This window comes from Vibrio ichthyoenteri ATCC 700023 (assembly GCF_000222605.1).
GTDB classification, from domain to species: Bacteria; Pseudomonadota; Gammaproteobacteria; order Enterobacterales; family Vibrionaceae; genus Vibrio; species Vibrio ichthyoenteri.
The window spans coordinates 39,959-60,118 of record NZ_AFWF01000149.1 but is presented as its reverse complement, the minus strand read 5'-3'; the positions used below and the strand labels follow the sequence as shown (position 1 = coordinate 60,118).

Here is a 20,160-nt window from a genome sequence, read left to right as displayed (position 1 = left end):
TGTAGTTACGACATTGTCTATTTATTGACATATCAATTTGCAATCAGAAAAAGCTCGCGTATTCGAGTGATGATTTGACCTTGTTAAATGAGTGCTATATCGTCTCGACCCAAGGGTAAATTTGAATAGAGCGAAGAACGGTTTGTACAAGTTAAATGAAATGTTTGAAACCATTCAAGGTGAAGGTGAATTCACCGGAACACCATCGGTTTTCATTCGTCTTCAAGAATGTGGGGTCGGTTGCGCGTGGTGTGATACCCAACAAACGTGGAGCGCGAATCCGGAAGATGAGGTCAAACTCATAGAGGTGCTTGCTAAGCAGGGTGATTCTCCAACATGGTGTCGAATTTCTGCGGAAGAAATCGTTAGTCTGTATCAAGAGAAATATAATGCTCGCCACATTGTCATTACTGGAGGGGAGCCTTGCATTTATGATCTGAGGCCACTCACGCTGGCTTTCGAATCTCTCGGCTGTACTTGCCAAATTGAAACCAGTGGCACTTCTGAGGTTGTTGTTAGTGATAGTAGTTGGGTGACAGTGTCACCAAAGATTTCCATGAAAGGACGTTTACCAGTTCTGCCTAGCTCTTTACTGCGTGCAAATGAAATTAAACATCCGGTTGGTACGCAAAAAGACATTGACCAGCTAGATGAACTATTGGATGGGTTGATGATTAGTCCTACAACGGTCATTGCGTTACAGCCAATCAGTCAGAAAGAGAGAGCAACGCAATTGTGTATCGATACTTGTATCGCACGTAACTGGCGTCTTTCGATTCAAACCCATAAATACCTCGAAATTGCTTAATAAGGACAACAATATGAAGAAAGCAGTGGTCGTTTTTAGTGGTGGTCAAGATTCAACGACCTGCCTTGTGCAAGCATTGAAGGAGTACGATGAGGTTCATGCAATTACCTTTGATTATGGCCAACGTCATAAGCTAGAAATTGAAGTCGCACAACAACTTGCTTTGGATCTTGGTGTTACGGCACATAAAGTTATGGATGTGGGTCTGCTTAATGAACTTGCTATCAGTTCGTTGACCCGTGATGACATTCCAGTGTCACATGAATTGCAAGAAAATGGATTACCTAACTCCTTTGTTCCAGGGAGAAATATTCTTTTTCTTACTCTAGCGGGCATTTATGCATATCAAATTGGCGCACAAAGTGTCATCACCGGTGTTTGTGAAACCGATTTTTCTGGTTACCCAGATTGTCGAGACGAATTTGTTAAGTCAATGAATACAGCGCTAGTGCAGGGGATGGATCGACCTTTCACTATCCAAACCCCGTTAATGTGGCTTAACAAGGCTGAGACGTGGGCGCTAGCAGATCAATATGATGCACTGTCGTTGGTTCGAGAGAAGACGCTGACCTGCTATAACGGGATTATTGGTGATGGGTGTGGGGATTGCCCAGCTTGCGAACTTCGCAAAGTGGGCTTGGAACAGTATTTAGCAGATAAACCATTGGTTATGCAGTCTTTAGAGCATAAACAAGCTTCAGCGATGTAATCGTTGATTATTGGTTGGCGTCAATAATGCGATTTTTGCCGTTTTTCTTTGCATTGTGCAGAGCGCTATCGAGGATGGCGTAGAGTTCATCAAAGTCATTTAATGCCTTGGCTGTTGCTAAGTAGCTAAGGCTTGCCGAGATATTGAGTGGCTCTCCAGTTGTGGTTTCAAACGCCGTATTAATAATCGCTTGATGCAACTTTTCAACTTTGTCTGCAACATCGAGTTCATCCACTGCTTTAAAGAGAAGGATGAACTCCTCCCCTCCAAGACGGCCAATAGTATCACGGCTATCCATTTGATTTTGAATTACGTCAATCGTGTGTTTTAACGCGATGTCACCGTTTGAATAGCCATGTTGCCTGTTGAAATTTTTGAAATCATCTAAATCTATATACAACAACACATGCTTTAAATCTGGATTATTCACAGCAGGTTGTCGTTTGATTTCTCTTATGGCGGCTGAACGATTAAGAGCGGCGGTCAAGTTATCTTGTTCGCACCTTGTGGTATCATTTCGACGGTAGTAGATGTAGCCTACAAAACTAAAGGCCAGCAACAAAATACCTAAAAGAGCGAGATTGTTTTTCTCTTCCAAATCCTTGAATTGTCCGCGTAGCGAAGCGTTATCTGCAATCAATTTTGCTGTTTTGTTTTCACTGATGTAGTCACGTCTTGCACTATCTAATGCGATGAATGCAGAGCGATGCTCTTTATCACGCTTGCTGAGTTCTGATTGTGCGTAAGCGCGATAATAGGTTAAAGCAAGACTAAAATCGCCCTGGCTCTCTGACATTTCTGCAAGTAATTTGAGCGCTTTGGTTTTCAATCGTTCACTACTAATCGATTCCGCTAGGTCGAGTGCTTGTAAGGCAAATTCTCTGGCTGCCAACATCTTATTTTGCTGTTGGTGGCTCACGGCTAAGGTTAGGTAGATATCACCTCTGATCTGAGGGTTCTCTTGTTTAGTGGCGCTATCTAATGCGTCGAGTAAGTACTGGGTGCCTTGCTCATAATCACCAAGACCAATATAAGATTGGCCAAGACCTAGTTGAGCGTAGGTGATACCAATCAAGTGATTGTAGTCATCGACAATTTGCTTAGATCGTAACAAATGAACAATAGCCGTTTCATATTCACCTTTTTTGAACATTACTTTTCCCATGCTGTGGTGCGATTGGGCAAGCTGTAGCAAAGACATATTGTTGGTTCGCATGGTTAAAGCGATATCAATATATTGTTTTGCTTTGTCATAGTGACCTAGTGTTGAGAGTAATAATCCAGCATCGTTATAGACACCAGAGGAATCAACATAGTCAGGAATATCAGCTAAGAGTTTTTGATAGGTATCTAGTGCCGCTTGGTAATTTCCGAGAAATTCTTGGTTATTGGCGATGACTCTATGCGCCATGTATTTAGGTAAAATGGATGTTGTCGCATCTTGAATATGGGTATTAAGTGAAGAGCAGTAAACATTGGCTTGTTGATACTGAGCCTGTCGATTGAGTACTCGACATAGGTGATATTCAAAAATGATTTGGCCATCAAGGGACTTTTTGCGCTCTGCGTACTGAAGAAGCGAGATATAACGTTGGCTAGCGGCTGAAAAGTCTAGCTGCTCTTCATAATTTAACGCATCAATGAAATTCTTCTCATGTGCGGTAAATTCCGCATCGAAGAGTGTTTTCTTACTATGGTATGGTTGACCATTGAGGATCATAAAGCCATGTAATTTGCTGCTGACATAAAGTTTCTCTATACCGGGCTCAAGTCCATTGTAGCGATCTTGCAACAATGATAATGCTCGTGATTTATCACTTTTTAGCGCACTTGCGTAGGTTTCTTCCCATTGGGAGAGTGAGTCTTGAGCATTGGATGGCAGTGCAGTGAGCAAGGCGACAACACAAGAAAATTTGGCCAGATGTAGATTCATGAAATATGAGAGAGTTAATAGACGATGTATTCGAATCGCTATATTAGGCGAGCTTTTGTTAACGAACAATCGAATGACCAATTAGACCGTTAGTGAAGATAGTAAATGTGATTAAAGTCGCGCAGTGGTGTATCGAGGTTGATTTTTCTGTAATTTAAACACAAAAAAACGCCAGAGATGGCGTTTTTAATTTCATATCAAGGTGTTATAGGTATAACTTAGCTAGGTCGCTAGGCTCTAACTCTTTACCTTCTAATGTTGCATTCCAGTTGGTGCCTACAAGGACGCCATCTTCTGCAAGAGTGAGTAGCCAATCTTCAACAAAAATATCTAGTGGAATTTCTAGCACTTCAAAATCAGCCCACTCTTCAACGTTGTGTGTTTGAGCGTCTTCTTTCGTCGACCAGAAAGGCATAACTTCGCTTTCTTCAAACTCTGTTGAATCACAAGATAACCAACCTTCTTCGTTACGCAAGCCCCAAACAAGTTGAGTTGACTTTGTCTCTTCGACAAAAAGTGCCAAGTTTGCTTCGATATCAGCCGTTAATTTGCTCATAGTTGTACTCTCGTAGATAGAATTGCCGTAAGGTTAGCACTGCATGGCGTGGATACCAATAAAAAAGGGAGCAATTGCTCCCTAATTTGCTTAAATTGCCGTTATTTTGGCAACCGAGTGAAAATAGTCCACTCTTTCAATATATCGCCTTTATATCCGACGACATTGGCAACCACTTTGCGGTTGCGTGCATGGCTTATTTCGTCATCACCGAGGTCCTCAAGATGCGTTTCACCATAGCCCACAATCGTGACTCGATCCGCCGAGATCCCTAAAGATTCAATTTTCTTATCGACAGCAATGGCACGCTGCTTAGACAAAGCGAGATTATAATCAGCATTACCCACTTTACTTGCGTAACCTTGTATTTCTATTGATGTCTCAGGATATTGTTTTAAGAAATCGGCCATTTGACGAATTTGACCTTCAAACAATGGCGATATTTCGCTGGAGTCATTTTCAAACAGTATATGCAGGCCAAGCTCCTCGCTAGAGGTAATAATTAGACCACATCCATCGTTATCAATTTGGGTTTCGATTGGTGTTTCAGTGCATAAATCACGTGCGTTGATGACGCCATCACGATCGTCATCTTGCAGATCGGCAACTTGACTGGCACGCGGTGTTTCGATGTAGTCGTACTGATTGTCACGATTGACACAAGCAGTCAGACTTAAGCTAATGAGTGAGAAAGTCAGGATATTTTTCATCATATTAGTACTCTGCGGCTTGGTTCCATGCTGTTGGTGTATCGACGCGCAAGGCATCGAGCAATTTTCCAGTAGCGTTAAGGACGCGATATTTCGCGAACTGTTCTTGATACTTGGCATCTAAGTAGCCTTTACGGGCTTCAAACAATTCATTTTCGGTATTCAATACATCGAGTAAGGTACGTTTTCCGAGTTTATATTGCTTTTCGTAAGCGATAACCGTTTCAGATGCAGAATCAACATGATCTTCCAGAAATTCTTTTTGTTGAACGGTTAAGTCCAGCGCGCTCCAAGACAGACGCAATCCTTCTTCTACTGAGCGATAGGTTCTATCACGTAAATCTTTTGCTTTATTGAGTTGATAAGCGGCACTTTCAGTACGGTCGGCATCTGAACCGCCATTGAAAAGGTTGTAACGTAATCTCAGCATTGCTGAAAACTCTTCGCTATCACCGACGATACCACCCGCGTCATCTCGCCAAATTTGTGCCGCTTCCACTGAAAGCGTAGGGTAATTGACGCCTTTACTTTGCTCGTACTGGAATCTTGCTGAATCAACATCGACAAGCGCAATTTTGATAACTGGATGATATTGATTTGCCAATTCAAGAGCTTCACCCAAGGTATAGGGAAGTGCAGCTTCATCTGCTCGAGGGAAAACTAGGCCTTGTGGCGCTTGGCCAACGACACGTTTGAACTGTGTATGTATGTCAAACATGTTGTTTTGTGCGGCAATCAAATTTCCGTGCGCTTTGGCGATACGAGCTTCAACTTGGGAAAGATCAGCGGTAGAACCAATCCCAGACTCGACACGGCGTTTAATGTCAGAGTGGATGGATTTATGAACCGCTAAATTTGCTTCTGATAGTTTCAATACATCGTAAGCTTTGGTGGCATCAAGATAGATTTCAGAGACGTGCAGCGCCATGTCAGAGGCATCAGCCAGTAATTGAAAGCGCACAGATTCTGCATCCGCAGCCGTTCTATCCATATCGTTTAGGGTTGCGTTTCCATCCCACAACAGTTGCGTTAGGGTTAGCGTTGCTTCTTTGCGGGTCAATTCATCTTTAGTGCCTGACGCCAAATCAACATTTTCATAACCAATCCCGGCGTCTAAATCAATCTGAGGTAAATACGCACCGCCAGAAGCCTCAGCATCATAATATTTACTTTGGTATTCATTATATGCAGCTTTAATTTCAGGATTGCTAATTAAAGTGATTGAAACCGCCTGTTCTAATGTTTGACTATGAACATTCAAGCTTGCAGCAATCAAAAAACCGAGCGTGCTGAGTTGTGTTATTTTCACCATTATTCTCCTAGAAATGCTCCTTGGTGAAGGATACTACTCAAAAGTGGGTCTTAACTTTGAGAATAACCCGCCTATTGATATTCAAATTAACACTGAGATAGCTTGAGTGCCAACGTAAAAAAACAACATTTACACAACACACATCAAAATTATTACATTTGAGAAAGTGAGAATGGGATTTTAGGCAAAGATGATCTAATGCCAAAGAAATACGTGGCATGCGATACAAGTGATGAGATCCAAATTATCGCTTCGTTTGCATCAAATAGTCTCAATGATGGTAATTTGATGAAGTTTGTTGACATAGATCTTCTTTGACTGTGATTGAAATGTTAATTTTTTCTGCTGAGTGGGGTAAGGCCAGATTACTTTGCTCAGTATTCTTGCGACACAAATAACATTAATTTCAGTTGAGGCTTAATCTATGGGTATTGGTGGTTTTTTGTCATTAGCAAATTTGGCTAGTGGTCAAGTTCTAGTGATCGATATTAATGGTGACATTAGAGTTCTTAATAGCGGCGAGCAACCTCTACCCGGTGAACTAGTTCTTGACTTCCCGCTCGTTCAAAATAGTGCTGAACTCGAGGGGGTTAATGCACAGCAAGTGACGCCTGATGGGCTATTAAATGATGTGTCGCAGGATATTGCCGGTATTATTTCTGCCATTGAACAGGGAGAAGATCCAACATTGTCTGATCCTGATCTCGCGCCTGCCGCTGGCGGACCACAAGGTTCAAGTCTGGGCTTATCTGGCACTATTGGGCGAGATGGTAGTGAATTATTAGCCGAAACACAGTTTGTTACCCAAGGCTCTAGTCCACTCAACCTATCCCACACGCAGAGCCAAGGGCTTATTTCGTTGCTTAATTCGCCGTCAGATTCCTTGCCGATTATTACTCCAAGTGTGCCAACTACTCCCGGAACAGCGCCTATTGCGGTCGATGACCCCATCGGTTTTTCTTTAGTTCAAGGTGATATGTCTATCAGTTCTGATTCAAATCAAGGTTGGAATGAGGTGATTTTGACCGGTAGTTTTAACGGTGATGAAAGCAAGGTTAATATACTTGATGATGATCGTGTTGGTGTTATAGATGGTGCTCCATGGGCCGGGCCTACAGGGCAACTGCAGTACGATCGAGAGTCTGGTCAGTCTGAAAAGTTGAGTATTAAATTTGACCAACCTGCAACAGAAGGGCGCTTTGCTGTTACTAACCTCTATACCAACGAAGGTGAGGGTAAGGTTAACCATGAAAAAGGCACTTGGGTTGCTTATTTGAATGGAGTTGCGGTGGCCAGCGGTGTCATCGAAGCTGCGGATAATGGTGAAAAAACATTTGTTGATATTGATACTGATGGCTATGCCTTTGATGAGGTGATCTTTCAGGCGAATGAATACACCAATGGGTTAGTGGACGATATTCATAATGATTCATCAGATTTTTTCATTGCCGGGATAGAAGTCAGTTCAGACGATACTTATGCCACCAACCAAGGTGAAGAGTTAAGAATTCCAATTGCTGACATTTTAGCTAATGATAGTGACCTCGAAGGCGACACATTATCCATAACATTTGTTAATGCCGACGGTTCACGAGGATTGGTTCGTATCGAAGGTGATGAGATTGTTTTCCAGCCAAACACCAATACATACGGATCAACAACACTTGAATATCAGATTACAGATGGTAATGGAGGTTTTGACGAAGCCAATATTCAAATTCTCGTTAATCCTGCACCAAGCGATGCGCTTGTCGAGGGGGTGTTTCTGCGAGATTCTGATGGTATCGAACAGGACACCAATCAAGTACATGAAGGTGAATCGCTGATCTATACCGTGGTATTAGATAAACCCACTTTCGGCGAGACGACATTCGCCGCGGTTTTCACTGGTGTTGCCAATACCAGTGATGTGTCATTGGAAAATTTAACCTTTACCAACGGTGTAACCTTAATTACCGGCGCTTCTGATGGTGAGTTTCAATTTGTTGTGCCAGTAGGCGTAAAAGAGTTTGATGTTTATGTGCCGACTATCGTTGACAACGAAAATGAAGGCCCAGAAGAGCTTAATCTTACCGTTGGCTCGCTTGATGCAGATGGCATCTTAGTTGAACAAACGGGGACTGGAACCATTCTCGATAATACGGCCCCGACTTTTGATACTGACCCATTTGCTTATCAGTTGAGCCAAGGAGATATGCGTACGTCAGATAATGGTAAAGACGGCCCAACAGATAGTGAATTGCAGTGGCAGGATGTCACCCTTAATGCTCAGTATGGTGATAAATTAGCGAGTGTGAGTGTCAATAATGCTACCGGCCAAGTAGGGATTGAAGATGGGGCAGAAAAAGGTGGACCATTAGGACAAATTCAATATGACCGTGAAACCGGCATATCGGAAAACCTCAGTGTTAAGCTGGATGCTCCTGCGACATCAGGCAGTTTTACCATTTCGCGTTTGTTTGAAAATGAAGGTGCTGGGGACAATAATCATGAATCAGGAAGTTGGATTGCTTATCTCGGCGGCGTAGCAGTGGCGAGCGGCGCATTTGATGGGGCTGATTTAGGTCGTGGAAATCGTGGTGAATTTCAAATTGATACCAATGGTTATGCATTTGATGAAATCGTTTATTCTGCAACAGAATTTACTCAAGGTCTTCAGGGAGATACTTCAAACGATTCATCAGATTACTATCTAGCAGGTTTGGAAGTCGAAGCTAAAGATGGTTTCACCATTGTTCGCGGTAGCACCTTAACTATCCCTGTCGATCTATTGCTTGATAATGCACACGACTTGGAAGGGGACAAACTACACATTGGAGAAGTTTCAGTCCCTTACGAGGCTGGAGGGGTGAAAATTGTCGATGGCAATGTAGAGTTTTACTCTCGCTCCTCTTACAAAGGTGATACCGTCATTTCTGTTGAAATTGTTGATGAACATGGTGGCGTTACAGTAGCGGAAATACCAGTAAGCCTCAAAGGTTCTCCCCACGCCGCAGACGTTGTTTCAGAAGATATGACACCGGTGCTTGTTAATGACGATGAGCAGTTCCAATTTGATGTTGTCTTTGACAAAGTGACTTTAGAACCAACGTTGTACCAATTGAACTTTGCCTCGGTTATTGGGGTGATTGATCCACTTAGCGACCTGACATTTACTAATGGTGTGAAAGCCATTTCAGGAGAGAGCCCTACATTTGTTCTTGATGTCCCCGAAGGAATTAAAGAGTTTGATATTTATATTGACTCAACCAAGTTGCTAGCTGGTGGTGATGCGAACATTATCGCGGCTGATACATTAAGTGCCGGAAAAACGGCAACAGATGGAAATGATATTATTGTTGGCGAAGGTAGCGATGACCAATTAGATGGTCGTTCTGGTGACGATATTCTATTCGCTCGAGAAGGTGACGACGTATTGAATGGTGGCCAAGGCAAAGACATCTTAATTGGTGGTCTTGGTGCTGATATTTTGACCGGCGGTGATGAAGTCGACATCTTTAAATGGCTAGACTTTGACACCTCTAAAGGCAATGTTGATACCGTGACAGATTTTGAATTAGGTTCGGACAAGTTGGATGTGTCGGATTTATTAGAGGTTGATTCAGCTTTGCAAGATGTGTTGGATAATATCGTCATTGAGAAGGATATCGATCTGGATATAACGATTTCCGATGGAAATAGCAGCGAAATTAAGATTACGCTTGAAAATAATAGTAATCAATTTGACGCTATAGATTCTGGAACTGTGACTGGCGATAACTTGAAAGTATTAGTGGACTCATTGTTCATTAATTTACCTGAATAGAAAAATACATTGTTAAAAGGGCCAGAAGGCCCTTTTTTTATGCCTCAAATACCCCCTCGATTTATAAGTGATCTTCTGCCAAAGAACGATATTAATTTATTTAAATTGTCTTAATTTCGAGATGTTAAATTAGTTGATAATAGTGTGGTTAAGACGTTAAACAAGCCGCAGTATGACATTTAGCTCAAGGCATCAATCTCATTAGGACAAGCCTCGTTTTTATATCTGATTTATTGAACAACCAAAACAGATGACAAAATGAGCGTAAGAAGCAATCAAAGGACGGTAAAGTGATTAGTCAATCAGATCAGAATAACCACCAACTCAACACATCGGCAAAAACACCAATTAGTAATTCTCCTGTACAGCAAAGCGTGAATCAGGCGCCGATTGCGATTAACGACCCTGTAAGTTACACCTTAGTTCAAGGGAATATGACAACAGACTCTAAACTCAATGGAGTGGGTTGGGATGACGTGACACTTTCTGGGTTTTACAAAGGTGAGAGCGTTGAAGTTAATGCTGATGATGAGGATCGTCTTGGTGTCACTGAAGGAGCGCCATGGGCCGGCCCTTCAGGTCAAGTTCAATACGATCGCGTTGAAGGACAATCTGAAAAGCTGAGCATTAAATTCGATAAACCGGCAACGAGTGGCAAATTTGCAACGACAAACTTGTATGAGAATGAAGGCGAAGGGGTCCAAAACCATGAATTAGGGGTTTGGATTGCTTATTTAGATGGTAATCCAGTCGCCAGTGGTACGTTTGAAGGTACTTATAAAGGCGAGAAAAGTGTATTTGAAATAGATACTGACGGCAAAGCCTTTAACGAAATTGTTTTTCAAGCCACTGAATATAGTAATGGGGTTCAAGGTGACTCTACTAATGATTCATCAGACTTTTTTCTTGCGGGTATAGAGCTCTCTTCTGAAGGGGCTTATGCCGTAAATCAAGGCGATGTGCTGCGTATTCCTTTGAGTGAATTGTTGGCTAACGACTATGACTTTGACGGTGATTCACTCTCGATTACTTATGTAAACGGAGAGCAACATGGTGTCGCCACTATCGTGGGGGATATGGTCGAGTTTGACCTCGATGATCATTTTGTTGGTAACACCCAGTTTACTTACCAAATTGATGATGGAAATGGTGGTGTCGATTCAGCAAAAGTAAATGTGATTGTAAATCCTCTTCCTGAACCTGCTGAAGTGACGGGTATTACGGGGTCGGCTGTGGATGAAGGCCAAGTGCTTACGTACATGGTCGAGCTAGATAAAGTGACGTTGGAAGAATCAGTTTTTAACTATGCATTCACACCTGAAAACGGCGCTAGCATTTATGATGTTGATTTAACTAAAGTAACATTTTCACATGGTGTTACCGTTAACGAGTTTGGACAACTCGTTGTGCCAGCAGGCGTCCCGCAGTTTGAAGTTTTCTTACCTACTGTTGACGACATCGAATATGAATCGACAGAGAGCTTCCGTCTGAGTGTCGACAATGAATCTGCACTAGGTGACATTCTTGATAATGGTGATACAGCGATCATTGATTTGGTTTCGACTGGCGATCGAGTCGATACCGTCCATTATATGCAGGGGCATGACAAATATTTGTGGTCTGGCTCCGCGGCGGAAATTGGTCAAGCACCAATCTACCAATTGGGTGATTATGAACAGAGCGACGGCTTATTGATCGACGTCGGTGACGCTGGTGATGATGTATTTATGGGCGCAGGGAATGATTACATCAAACTGGGTGATAGCCATGCGCGTTTAGATGAAAATGCGCATTCTTTGGCAAACCAGTTGGATGCCCAAATTAAGATTGATAATTTCATGTCAGGCTCTGATGATGACCAATTATTAGCGCCTGCTTGGGGGGAGGATAGCGCTCTCAATACATCGACGGTAAGCAATGCCTATATTGATGTCGCTCATGCGGGGGGCGGCAACGATTTTGTCCATGGTGAAAACGGTGCAGATGCTATTTTTGGTGGTTCAGGTAATGACACCCTATTCGGTGGTGAAGGAATCGACGGACTGCGTGGTGGTTCAGGTGACGACATCCTTGATGGTGGTATTGGTACGGATATTCTGATTGGCGGTTCAGGTAATGATATCCTCACTGGTGGATTGGATGCCGACATCTTTAAATGGGTTGATCAAGGTAGTGACGCCCGTAACGATCAGGATGTAATCAAAGATTTTGAGTTGGGTGAAGATAAGCTGGATATCTCTGAGTTACTTGGCGATGTTGATTCAATGCAAGATTTACTTGATAACATTTCGATTGAAAAAATTTCGCGTGAAGATGTTGAAATTGTCATCAATAATGGCGCTGACGTCGATATTTCGATTACGTTGGAAGGTGTTGGTTCAGAGTTTGGTGGATACAATAAAGGGCCGCAAACCGGTGAAGCTATTGCACCTCTATTAGATAACCTATTTGTGAACTTACCTGATTAATGTTTAAAGTTAAGTTATGTAGTACTTAAACGATAAAAGGGCCTAATGGCCCTTTTTTTGGTTTCTTTGCAAGCGTTGCTCTTTGCTTAAAGGATTACAACACTTTACAAGCGAAGCCTTTAAGATAAAAACCTTCTGGATAAGCAGTATCCGTTGGGTGATCTGCCGCTTGTTCAAAACGTTCGACAAATTTCACTTGGCGACCTGCATCAATGGCAGCGTCCGCGATGATTTTTTGAAACAGACCTTGTTCCATCAAACCTGAACACGAGTAAGTTAGCAATGTGCCACCTGGATTTAGGATTTGCATCGCCAACATGTTGATGTCTTTATAGCCACGACACGCGCCATTAAGTTGCGCTTTGCTCTCTGCAAATTTTGGCGGGTCCATGATAACAACGTCAAACTTAGTACCTTGATCGCGGTACTCGCGCAGTAGTTTGAATACATCAGCGTTTAGAAAAACAGCGCGCTTCTTAGAGATATCAAACTCATTTAGCTCGGCATTGAACTTCGCAGTATCAAGTGCTGGTTGTGAAACGTCAGCGTTGATCACACGCTTGGCTCCACCTTTTAATGCATACAGACCGAAGCCGCCAGTGTAAGAGAAGCAGTTCAATACATCTTTGTTCTTAACGTATTTCATCGCTTGTTGACGACTGTCGCGCTGATCAAGATAGAAGCCAGTTTTATGGCCACCAATAATATCAACGCTGATCTTTACGCCGTTTTCTTCAATAACGACAGATTTAGGTGGTTCTTCACCATGAAGAACGCCCGTTGTTTCAGCAAGACCTTCTTTCTTACGCACAGCAACGTCTGAACGCTCGTAGATGTTGATGTCAGGGAATACTTCAAGTAATGCCGCAACCAATGTTTCTTTGTTGTATTCAGCACCAGCACTTAGCAACTGACAAACCAAGTAATTTTGGTATCGGTCGATAGTAATACCTGGCAAGCCATCAGATTCTGCGGCGATAAGACGGTAACCAGTTAGGCCATCACGTTCGATAATATCTTCGCGAAGCAGTTGCGCATCACGAATGCGTTTAACAAAAAACGCTTTGTCGATAGGGGTGTTCTCAAAGCTCCAGACGCGAGCACGAATTTGAGAGTTTGGAGAATATGCCGCTTTCGCAAGCCATTGGCCGTTGTCGGCAAACACATCTACCGTTTCACCAAGCTCAGGTGAACCTTCTACTTTGTTAATACCACGGGAAAACACCCATGGGTGCATGCGACGAAGCGATTTGTCGCGGCCTTTAACGAGGTAAATTGCTGGGGTCATGGGTTCACTCAATTGGTTGTTCACAAAGGGGGAGTATTGTCGGGGAAGCGCATGTGAAAAGCAAATAAAAGAGCCGCACTAGGCGGCTCTTTATTACGTCTGTTCACGTGGTTTTAGGCTTTTATACCCTTCAACATCTCTTCCATGGTGGCGCTTTGGTTGCGGAGTTGTTCAATATGCACTTGGGAGGCGTTGATCATTTCACTCACTGTACCAGATTGGTGTCTAATTTCATCAACACTGGCAGCAATGTTATCTGCCACAACGCCTTGCTCTTCAGCTGCCGTGGCGATTTGCGTTGAGCTATCAGAGATGGTTTGATTCTTATCGGCAAGTTCACCAATTTCAACGTTGACTTCAGTCATCAATTGTTGACCTTGATTGGCGCTTAATACCGTTGTTTCCATTAAGCGAGTCAGTGATTGGCTATTACGCTGCAGTGCCTCGATCATGGACTGAATTTCGACCGTGGCCTGTTGCGTGCGACCAGCCAAAGCTCGTACTTCATCAGCCACAACCGCAAAGCCTCAGCCTTGCTCACCTGCACGAGCCGCTTCAATCGCCGCGTTTAATGCTAACAGGTTGGTTTGCTGTGAAATACCGTTGATCGCCGTGACCACTTCGTCGATTTGAGCAGCATTGGCGTCAAGTTCTGCTACCGCTTCTGACGCAGATTGGATTTCTGAAGAAAGGCCAGAGATTGAGGTGAGTGTATTACGAACCTTCGTCTGTCCTAATTGAGCGACGCTGCGTGCCTCATCAGTGTTTGAGCTTGAGTCGTGGGCAAGCGTCGCCACTTCACGAATTGTGGAGGCCATTTGTTCGGTAGCGCTTGCAAGCGAATCGAGGTGCTCTTGTTGCGAAGCTGAAACCTGCGAGCTTTCTTGAGTCGCTTGGTTCAATTCAGAGCTAATTTGCTGCATCAATGCAATAGACTCTTGAATCGATAACACCATGTTTTGTTCGCGTTCTGCAACTTTATCAATAGTAATGGCGATTTCGCTAAACTCATCGCGAACTTTGAAAAAGTTCATACGATTGGTCAGTTCTCCATTGGCAAGGATATTCAGTGCCTTGTTCATAGTGTACATCGCACCACCAATAAAGGTCATGATGTAGTAGACAGATAAAGCCATAATCGTAAGTGTCGCGATGATGAGGCCAATTTGTATAGATGACAATGTCGACCATACATTTTGCTCATGGATTGCAATTAGACTGAACTCGCCGCCATTGACGGCAATTGAACCTTCGCCATATCCCATGGCAATCGTGTCAGAACCTGCAATGAGCTCTGCAACTTGAGTTTTATTGAGCTGGCCGGTTTCAATCAGATTACGAATCAATGTGATTTCATCATGATAAAGGTTATCAACCATTGATTGAGAGGCACTATCAAGAACTAAAGTTAAGATGAGTAGGGCTGCGATAGGCAGCAAAAAGAGGAGATAGAACTTTTCTTGGATCTTTAAATGAATGAGATATTTATCAATCCAACGAAATGGGATTTCTTTCATAATTATAATTCCTTCGATAGACGCAAGGGTAGAAATTGTAGGGAAAATAGAGCAAAAGCACTATACCATCACGCAGAAAAACGAGGTACTAAAATGATAGCTAAATGTATGAAATTTAAGGTGTGTGGCAGAGTTCAAGGTGTTGGATTTCGTTACAGTACCGCTTATCATGGTTTAAAGCTTGGTGTTACTGGATATGCAAAAAACTTGTATAACGGTGATGTTGAAGTGGTTGTTTGCGGTAATGAAGAGCAGATATCATCAATGGAGCAGTATCTACAGCAAGGCCCGAGAAGTGCTCGTGTGGATGAGTTATCGAAAGAAGAGGCAGATTTTAAGGCCTATAAGGGATTTGATATCCTGTAGCGAGGCTACAGGACAAAAATTACAAACATTTGGCGGGTTTAGGTAAACCAGCAAGCTTGGTTGCCTGCTTCGCCGGTCCCTCTTTGAAGAGTTTAAAGAGGTATTTACTGTTGCCTTTTTCTTCACCATGCGCTTTCGCCATGGCTTTGACCAACATTCTTACTGCCGGAGACGTGTTGAATTCAAGGTAAAACTCTCTGACAAAAAGTACCACTTCAAGATGCTCTGCAGTTAAGGTAATGCCTTCTTGCTCAGCAAGTACCTCAATCATTCCTTCTTCCCACTGGGTGTGATCCAATAGATAACCCTGAGCATCCGTCTCAATTTGTATGCCGTTATATTCGAACATTATAGAATTCCAGTCGACTAAATCAGAAATAGGGTAGCTCAGCTCTAGAGTTTGCTCAATAAAAAAGCCCGAGGGCAATATACCATCGGGCTTTTTTTAAACAACCGTGACTAATTAGTCGTCATTCATGATACCAAGAATGCTTAGTAGACTTGTGAACAGGTTAAGAATGTTCAGATACATAGAAATCGTTGCGCTAACATAGTTAGTTTCTTCGCCACGTACAATACGGCTAGTGTCGAACAAAATAAAGCCTGAGAATACGAGTGCTGACATGCAGCTGATCGCTAGTTGACCCATCGTTGAACCAACAAAAATGTTGATGATTGCAGCGACGATAACGATGATTAAACCCGCCATCAGGAAATTACGCATGAAAGAAAAGTCTTTCTTGCTCGTGATGGTGTAAGCCGACAAACCAAGGAAGACCATACCTGTCAAGCCTAGTGCTTGCGCGATGATTGATGGACCGTTCGCGATGGATGCGTAGTACGATAGCATTGGACCTAAAGCGCCGCCCATCAGAGTAGTAAAGACAAATGTCCAAACAATGCCCATTGATGAGTTAATGCTCTTTGGAATAACAAAAAACAGAATACCAATAGCAGCAACTTGCATCACGATGGCCATGATTGGCGAAATGCCCATTGCCATTGTTGCCATCGCAGCGATAGCACTTGTCACTAGCGTCATTGATAACAAGAAGTAGGTGTTCTTGAGTGTTTTGTTGATCTCAAGTGTATTGGTTGCACTTGTTGATCGGGTAAACATAGGGCTGTTCATAATCTTCCTCGATATGGGGTTTATGCTTATAGCTACATTTATGAGGGTGTTCGGAGAAAAGATCAAGCCTCAAGTGGGTAGCAATTAAAATAATAATAAAATTTAGATGCTTATGTACGATTCAAGTTGTAACACAATTTAACCAATCTCTCGTTTGATTGCGAGCAAACCCGTTTGTAGCACGCCATTTATAAGAGATAGGCCATCTTTATGGTTAAATTCCTCAGCAAAATGTTGCATTAAGGGCTCTGCAATCTAAATGTAGAATTTGGTTGTGACGTGCAACGAGCAATCGCTATCCATTTATAACTTCTGGGTTATTAAAGTGATCAATACACCAGAAAAATAGCTAAAGGCTCTAAGATGTGAGTCTTAGAGCCTTTGCTTGTGTTCGCTAAGCGGCGGTATGAACTTTCACCACGCCACAATTTATTGAATCAATGATGGAGTATTTGAGCTAAGAAGTTTTGCGTTCTGTCTGATTGCGGGTTTTCAAAGAAGTCGATGGGGTTGTTCTCTTCAATAATTTCACCGGCATCCATGAATATCACTCGATCTGCGACTTCTTTGGCAAATCCCATTTCGTGCGTGACACATAGCATCGTCATTCCTTCATCAGCAAGCTCAACCATGACATCCAAAACCTCACGAACCATTTCTGGGTCGAGCGCAGAAGTTGGCTCGTCAAACAGCATTACTTGCGGATTCATACACAACGAACGGGCGATCGCTACACGTTGTTGCTGACCCCCTGATAGTTGACCGGGATATTTATCGGCTTGATCGGGAATTTTGACCCGTTCAAGATACTGCATAGCCACTTTTTCCGCTTCCTCTTTAGGCATTTTCTTAACCCATATTGGCGCTAAAGTGCAGTTTTCCAATACGGTTAAATGGGGGAATAAGTTAAAGTGCTGAAAACACATACCGACCTCTCGACGCACTGCTTCGATATTTTTCAAGTCTTCAGTCAACTCAGTGCCGGAGACAAAAATATGACCTCGTTGGTGCTCTTCAAGGCGATTGATACAGCGAATCATAGTTGATTTTCCGGAACCAGATGGCCCACAGATAACGATTTTCTCGCCTTTTTTAACCGTTAAGTTGATGTTTTTTAGGACGTGAAATTCACCGTACCACTTGTTCATGTCGTCAATTTCGATCATGTAATCTTGTTGTTGCGTCATATTACTTCCTTATTCGCTATCGTTTGTGGCCGGTGTGCAGTTTGTTTTCGAGCCATATCGAATATCGAGACATGCCAAAACAAAATACCCAGAACACTAACGCGACAAAAACATAACTTTCCGTGGCAAAGCCCAACCACTCGGGGTCGGTGTTTGCGGCTTGGCCTATGCCTAGTACATCGAACATGCCGATGATTAACACCAAACTGGTGTCTTTAAAAAGACCAATAAACGTATTTACAATCGATGGAATGGTGATTTTCAATGCTTGCGGCAGGATGATCAGCCCCATTTTTTTCCAATAGGAAAGGCCTAGCGCATCGGCGGCTTCATATTGTCCTTTGGGTATCGCTTGCAATCCTCCGCGAACAACTTCTGCCATATACGCGGAGCTAAATAGAACCACCCCGACGAGTGCACGTATCAGTTTGTCTGTCTCGGAACCTTCAGCAAGAAATAATGGCAACATAACGGAAGCCATAAATAGCACCGTGATGAGCGGAACGCCACGCCACACTTCGATATAGACCGTACAGATACTGCGAATAATTGGCATTTCAGACCGACGCCCTAATGCAAGTGCGACACCAATAGGTAGCGATACCACAATGCCCACTAATGCGATGATGAGCGTGACAAGTAGGCCGCCCCATTTATGGGTATCAACGACCTCTAAACCAAAGACACCACCATAAAGTAGCCCAGCGGCAAGGAAAGGGTAAACGTTAACAAAAAACAACCAAATCCAAGTGCGTTTTGGGGTTCTTTCATAGGCTAGTAGAACGGTAAATATGGCTAAAGTTGCGTAAAATAATTTGGGACGCCAAAGTTCAGCTTGCGGATAAAATCCAAACATGAATTGGTCCCAGCGCACATTGATAAACACCCAACACGCGCCGACCCGAGAGCAATCATCACGAGAGCTTCCAAGCCAATCCGCGTCAATAAGCGCCCATTGAACGGCTGACCAAATCCCAACAAAAGCAAAATAACCAAGAACGATGGTCACTATTGAGTTGATTGGGCTGTTGAATAAGTTACGTCGTAACCAACCTATCACTCCAACGGTATTAGACGGTGGTGGAAGGTCTGGTTGAAATTGATGTGTACTCATATTATCTCTCCACCAAAGCGACTTTGCGGTTGTAAACATTCATCAGCGCAGAAGTAAGGAGGCTTAGGCTGAGATAAACCGCCATTGTCATCGCGATGATTTCTATCGCTTGACCGGTTTGGTTCAATGTCGTACCTGCAAAAACAGATACCAGATCTGGGTAGCCAATTGCCATCGCGAGCGAGGAGTTCTTGGTTAAATTGAGATATTGGCTAGTCAGTGGTGGAATGATAATCCGCAAAGCTTGTGGAATAACCACGAGTTTTAGGGTCTTAGAGCGAGGTAACCCTAGTGACATTGCAGCTTCTGTCTGTCCGTGGCTGACGGCATTGATACCGGAGCGCACAATTTCCGCAATAAATGAGGCGGTGTAGATACTCAGAGCAAGCAGCAGCGCGGCCAGTTCAGGAATGATGCTAATGCCACCACGGAAGTTGAACCCTTTCAGTTCCGGATATTCAGCTGAAATAGGAGAGCCACTTAAAAAATAAGCCGCGATAGGCAGCAATACACACAAACCAAGTACGATACGTACCATGGGGGTTTGACGCCCAGTTAGTTTCTGACGGTTCTTCGCCCAAGTATTGATCGCTATAGAAGCCACAATACCGATAACAAGGGTGATAAAGATGAACGACGATCCTGATTCAAAAATAGGGGCCGGGAAATAAAGACCGCGAACATTGAGGAAAATCGCATCGGCAAGATTTAAGCTCTGCCTAGGTGAAGGTAATGCTTGTAGAACGGCAAAATACCAAAAGAAGATCTGCAGTAATAGAGGAATATTACGAAAAACTTCAATATAAACGGCGGCTAAGCGGCTCACTAACCAGTTAGAAGAGAGTCGGGCAATGCCAATGGCAAAGCCAAGGATGGTTGCAAGGATCACACCAAGGAAAGAGACCATTGCCGTATTCAGAAGGCCGATAATAAAGGTGCGGCCATAAGAGTAGGTTTCGTCATATTCAATCAGAGTTAGGCCAATCCCAAAGCCTGCTTCTTGATTGAGAAAATCAAAACCGGTGGCGATACCACGTGATTCTAAGTTGCTTAATGCATTGTTAACTATGGTGTAAAAGAAAAAGCCTAGTGCGCCTACAGCGATAATCTGAAACACGACTGAGCGAAAGGTGGGATTATAAATAAGGCTGGTAGCGGAGTGATTTGCTTTTGGCGCCTCGATTTTCGTAGGTTTCATACAGCAGTAACCTCTAATCCATCGAATGTAATAAAAGGGCGGGAGACCCGCCCAATA

General features: G+C 43.2%; 15 protein-coding genes and 1 pseudogene. 5 read left to right on the top strand and 11 right to left on the bottom strand.

Annotated features, from left to right (window positions below):
* Positions 1 to 160 precede the first annotated feature (160 nt).
* Positions 161 to 808: a 7-carboxy-7-deazaguanine synthase QueE gene (gene queE, locus RH85_RS10975; RefSeq protein WP_006712307.1), complete on the top strand. Its 648-nt coding sequence runs from the start codon at positions 161 to 163 to the stop codon at positions 806 to 808.
* Positions 809 to 821: 13 nt separating this feature from the next.
* Entirely contained in the window at positions 822 to 1,517 is a 696-nt protein-coding gene (gene queC, locus RH85_RS10970) for a 7-cyano-7-deazaguanine synthase QueC (RefSeq protein WP_006712306.1), read from the top strand.
* A gap of 7 nt (positions 1,518 to 1,524) precedes the next feature.
* On the opposite strand, the gene RH85_RS10965 is transcribed toward queC, so the two are convergent.
* The 4 genes from RH85_RS10965 to RH85_RS10950 form a co-directional block, all read right to left on the bottom strand.
* The gene (locus RH85_RS10965; protein ID WP_006712305.1) at positions 1,525 to 3,450 is read right to left on the bottom strand and encodes a GGDEF domain-containing protein; all 1,926 of its coding nucleotides are present in this window, start codon (positions 3,448 to 3,450) and stop codon (positions 1,525 to 1,527) included.
* Positions 3,451 to 3,655: 205 nt separating this feature from the next.
* Entirely contained in the window at positions 3,656 to 4,006 is a 351-nt protein-coding gene (locus tag RH85_RS10960; protein WP_005597481.1) for a DUF2750 domain-containing protein, read from the bottom strand.
* A gap of 101 nt (positions 4,007 to 4,107) precedes the next feature.
* Positions 4,108 to 4,719 carry an OmpA family protein gene (locus RH85_RS10955; protein WP_006712304.1) on the bottom strand — a complete coding sequence of 204 codons (612 nt, stop codon included), beginning with the start codon at positions 4,717 to 4,719 and terminating at the stop codon, positions 4,108 to 4,110.
* 1 nt (position 4,720) lies between these two features.
* The gene (locus RH85_RS10950) at positions 4,721 to 6,028 is read right to left on the bottom strand and encodes a TolC family outer membrane protein (protein WP_039948963.1); all 1,308 of its coding nucleotides are present in this window, start codon (positions 6,026 to 6,028) and stop codon (positions 4,721 to 4,723) included.
* Positions 6,029 to 6,470: 442 nt separating this feature from the next.
* On the opposite strand from RH85_RS10950, the gene RH85_RS10945 reads away from it, so the two are divergent.
* On the top strand, positions 6,471 to 9,833 hold the full coding sequence (locus tag RH85_RS10945; protein ID WP_241210391.1) for a cadherin-like domain-containing protein: 3,363 nt from the start codon (positions 6,471 to 6,473) through the stop codon (positions 9,831 to 9,833).
* A 290-nt stretch (positions 9,834 to 10,123) separates the two neighbouring features.
* Positions 10,124 to 12,301 (top strand): Ig-like domain-containing protein, encoded by a 2,178-nt coding sequence (locus RH85_RS10940; protein ID WP_006712300.1) that lies wholly within the window; start codon positions 10,124 to 10,126, stop codon positions 12,299 to 12,301.
* Positions 12,302 to 12,395: 94 nt separating this feature from the next.
* Here the strand turns inward: RH85_RS10940 and RH85_RS10935 are convergent, their stop codons facing one another.
* Positions 12,396 to 13,589 (bottom strand): class I SAM-dependent methyltransferase, encoded by a 1,194-nt coding sequence (locus tag RH85_RS10935; protein ID WP_006712299.1) that lies wholly within the window; start codon positions 13,587 to 13,589, stop codon positions 12,396 to 12,398.
* A gap of 113 nt (positions 13,590 to 13,702) precedes the next feature.
* Positions 13,703 to 15,106, bottom strand: a pseudogene (locus RH85_RS10930) (methyl-accepting chemotaxis protein).
* Positions 15,107 to 15,199: 93 nt separating this feature from the next.
* Here RH85_RS10930 and yccX point away from each other — a divergent pair.
* A complete protein-coding gene (yccX, locus tag RH85_RS10925) occupies positions 15,200 to 15,472 on the top strand; it encodes an acylphosphatase (protein WP_006712298.1) in 273 nt (90 codons plus the stop codon).
* 19 nt (positions 15,473 to 15,491) lie between these two features.
* Here the strand turns inward: yccX and RH85_RS10920 are convergent, their stop codons facing one another.
* The 5 genes from RH85_RS10920 to RH85_RS10900 form a co-directional block, all read right to left on the bottom strand.
* On the bottom strand, positions 15,492 to 15,821 hold the full coding sequence (locus RH85_RS10920) for a TusE/DsrC/DsvC family sulfur relay protein (RefSeq protein WP_006712297.1): 330 nt from the start codon (positions 15,819 to 15,821) through the stop codon (positions 15,492 to 15,494).
* A gap of 114 nt (positions 15,822 to 15,935) precedes the next feature.
* Positions 15,936 to 16,604, bottom strand: a complete 669-nt coding sequence (locus tag RH85_RS10915) for a Bax inhibitor-1 family protein (RefSeq protein WP_006712296.1) — start codon at positions 16,602 to 16,604, stop codon at positions 15,936 to 15,938.
* A 437-nt stretch (positions 16,605 to 17,041) separates the two neighbouring features.
* Positions 17,042 to 17,791: an amino acid ABC transporter ATP-binding protein gene (locus RH85_RS10910; protein WP_006712294.1), complete on the bottom strand. Its 750-nt coding sequence runs from the start codon at positions 17,789 to 17,791 to the stop codon at positions 17,042 to 17,044.
* A 16-nt stretch (positions 17,792 to 17,807) separates the two neighbouring features.
* Positions 17,808 to 18,905 carry an amino acid ABC transporter permease gene (locus tag RH85_RS10905; RefSeq protein ID WP_006712293.1) on the bottom strand — a complete coding sequence of 366 codons (1,098 nt, stop codon included), beginning with the start codon at positions 18,903 to 18,905 and terminating at the stop codon, positions 17,808 to 17,810.
* 1 nt (position 18,906) lies between these two features.
* Positions 18,907 to 20,103, bottom strand: coding sequence for an amino acid ABC transporter permease (locus RH85_RS10900; RefSeq protein WP_006712292.1), 1,197 nt, complete (start codon positions 20,101 to 20,103; stop codon positions 18,907 to 18,909).
* Positions 20,104 to 20,160 lie beyond the last annotated feature (57 nt).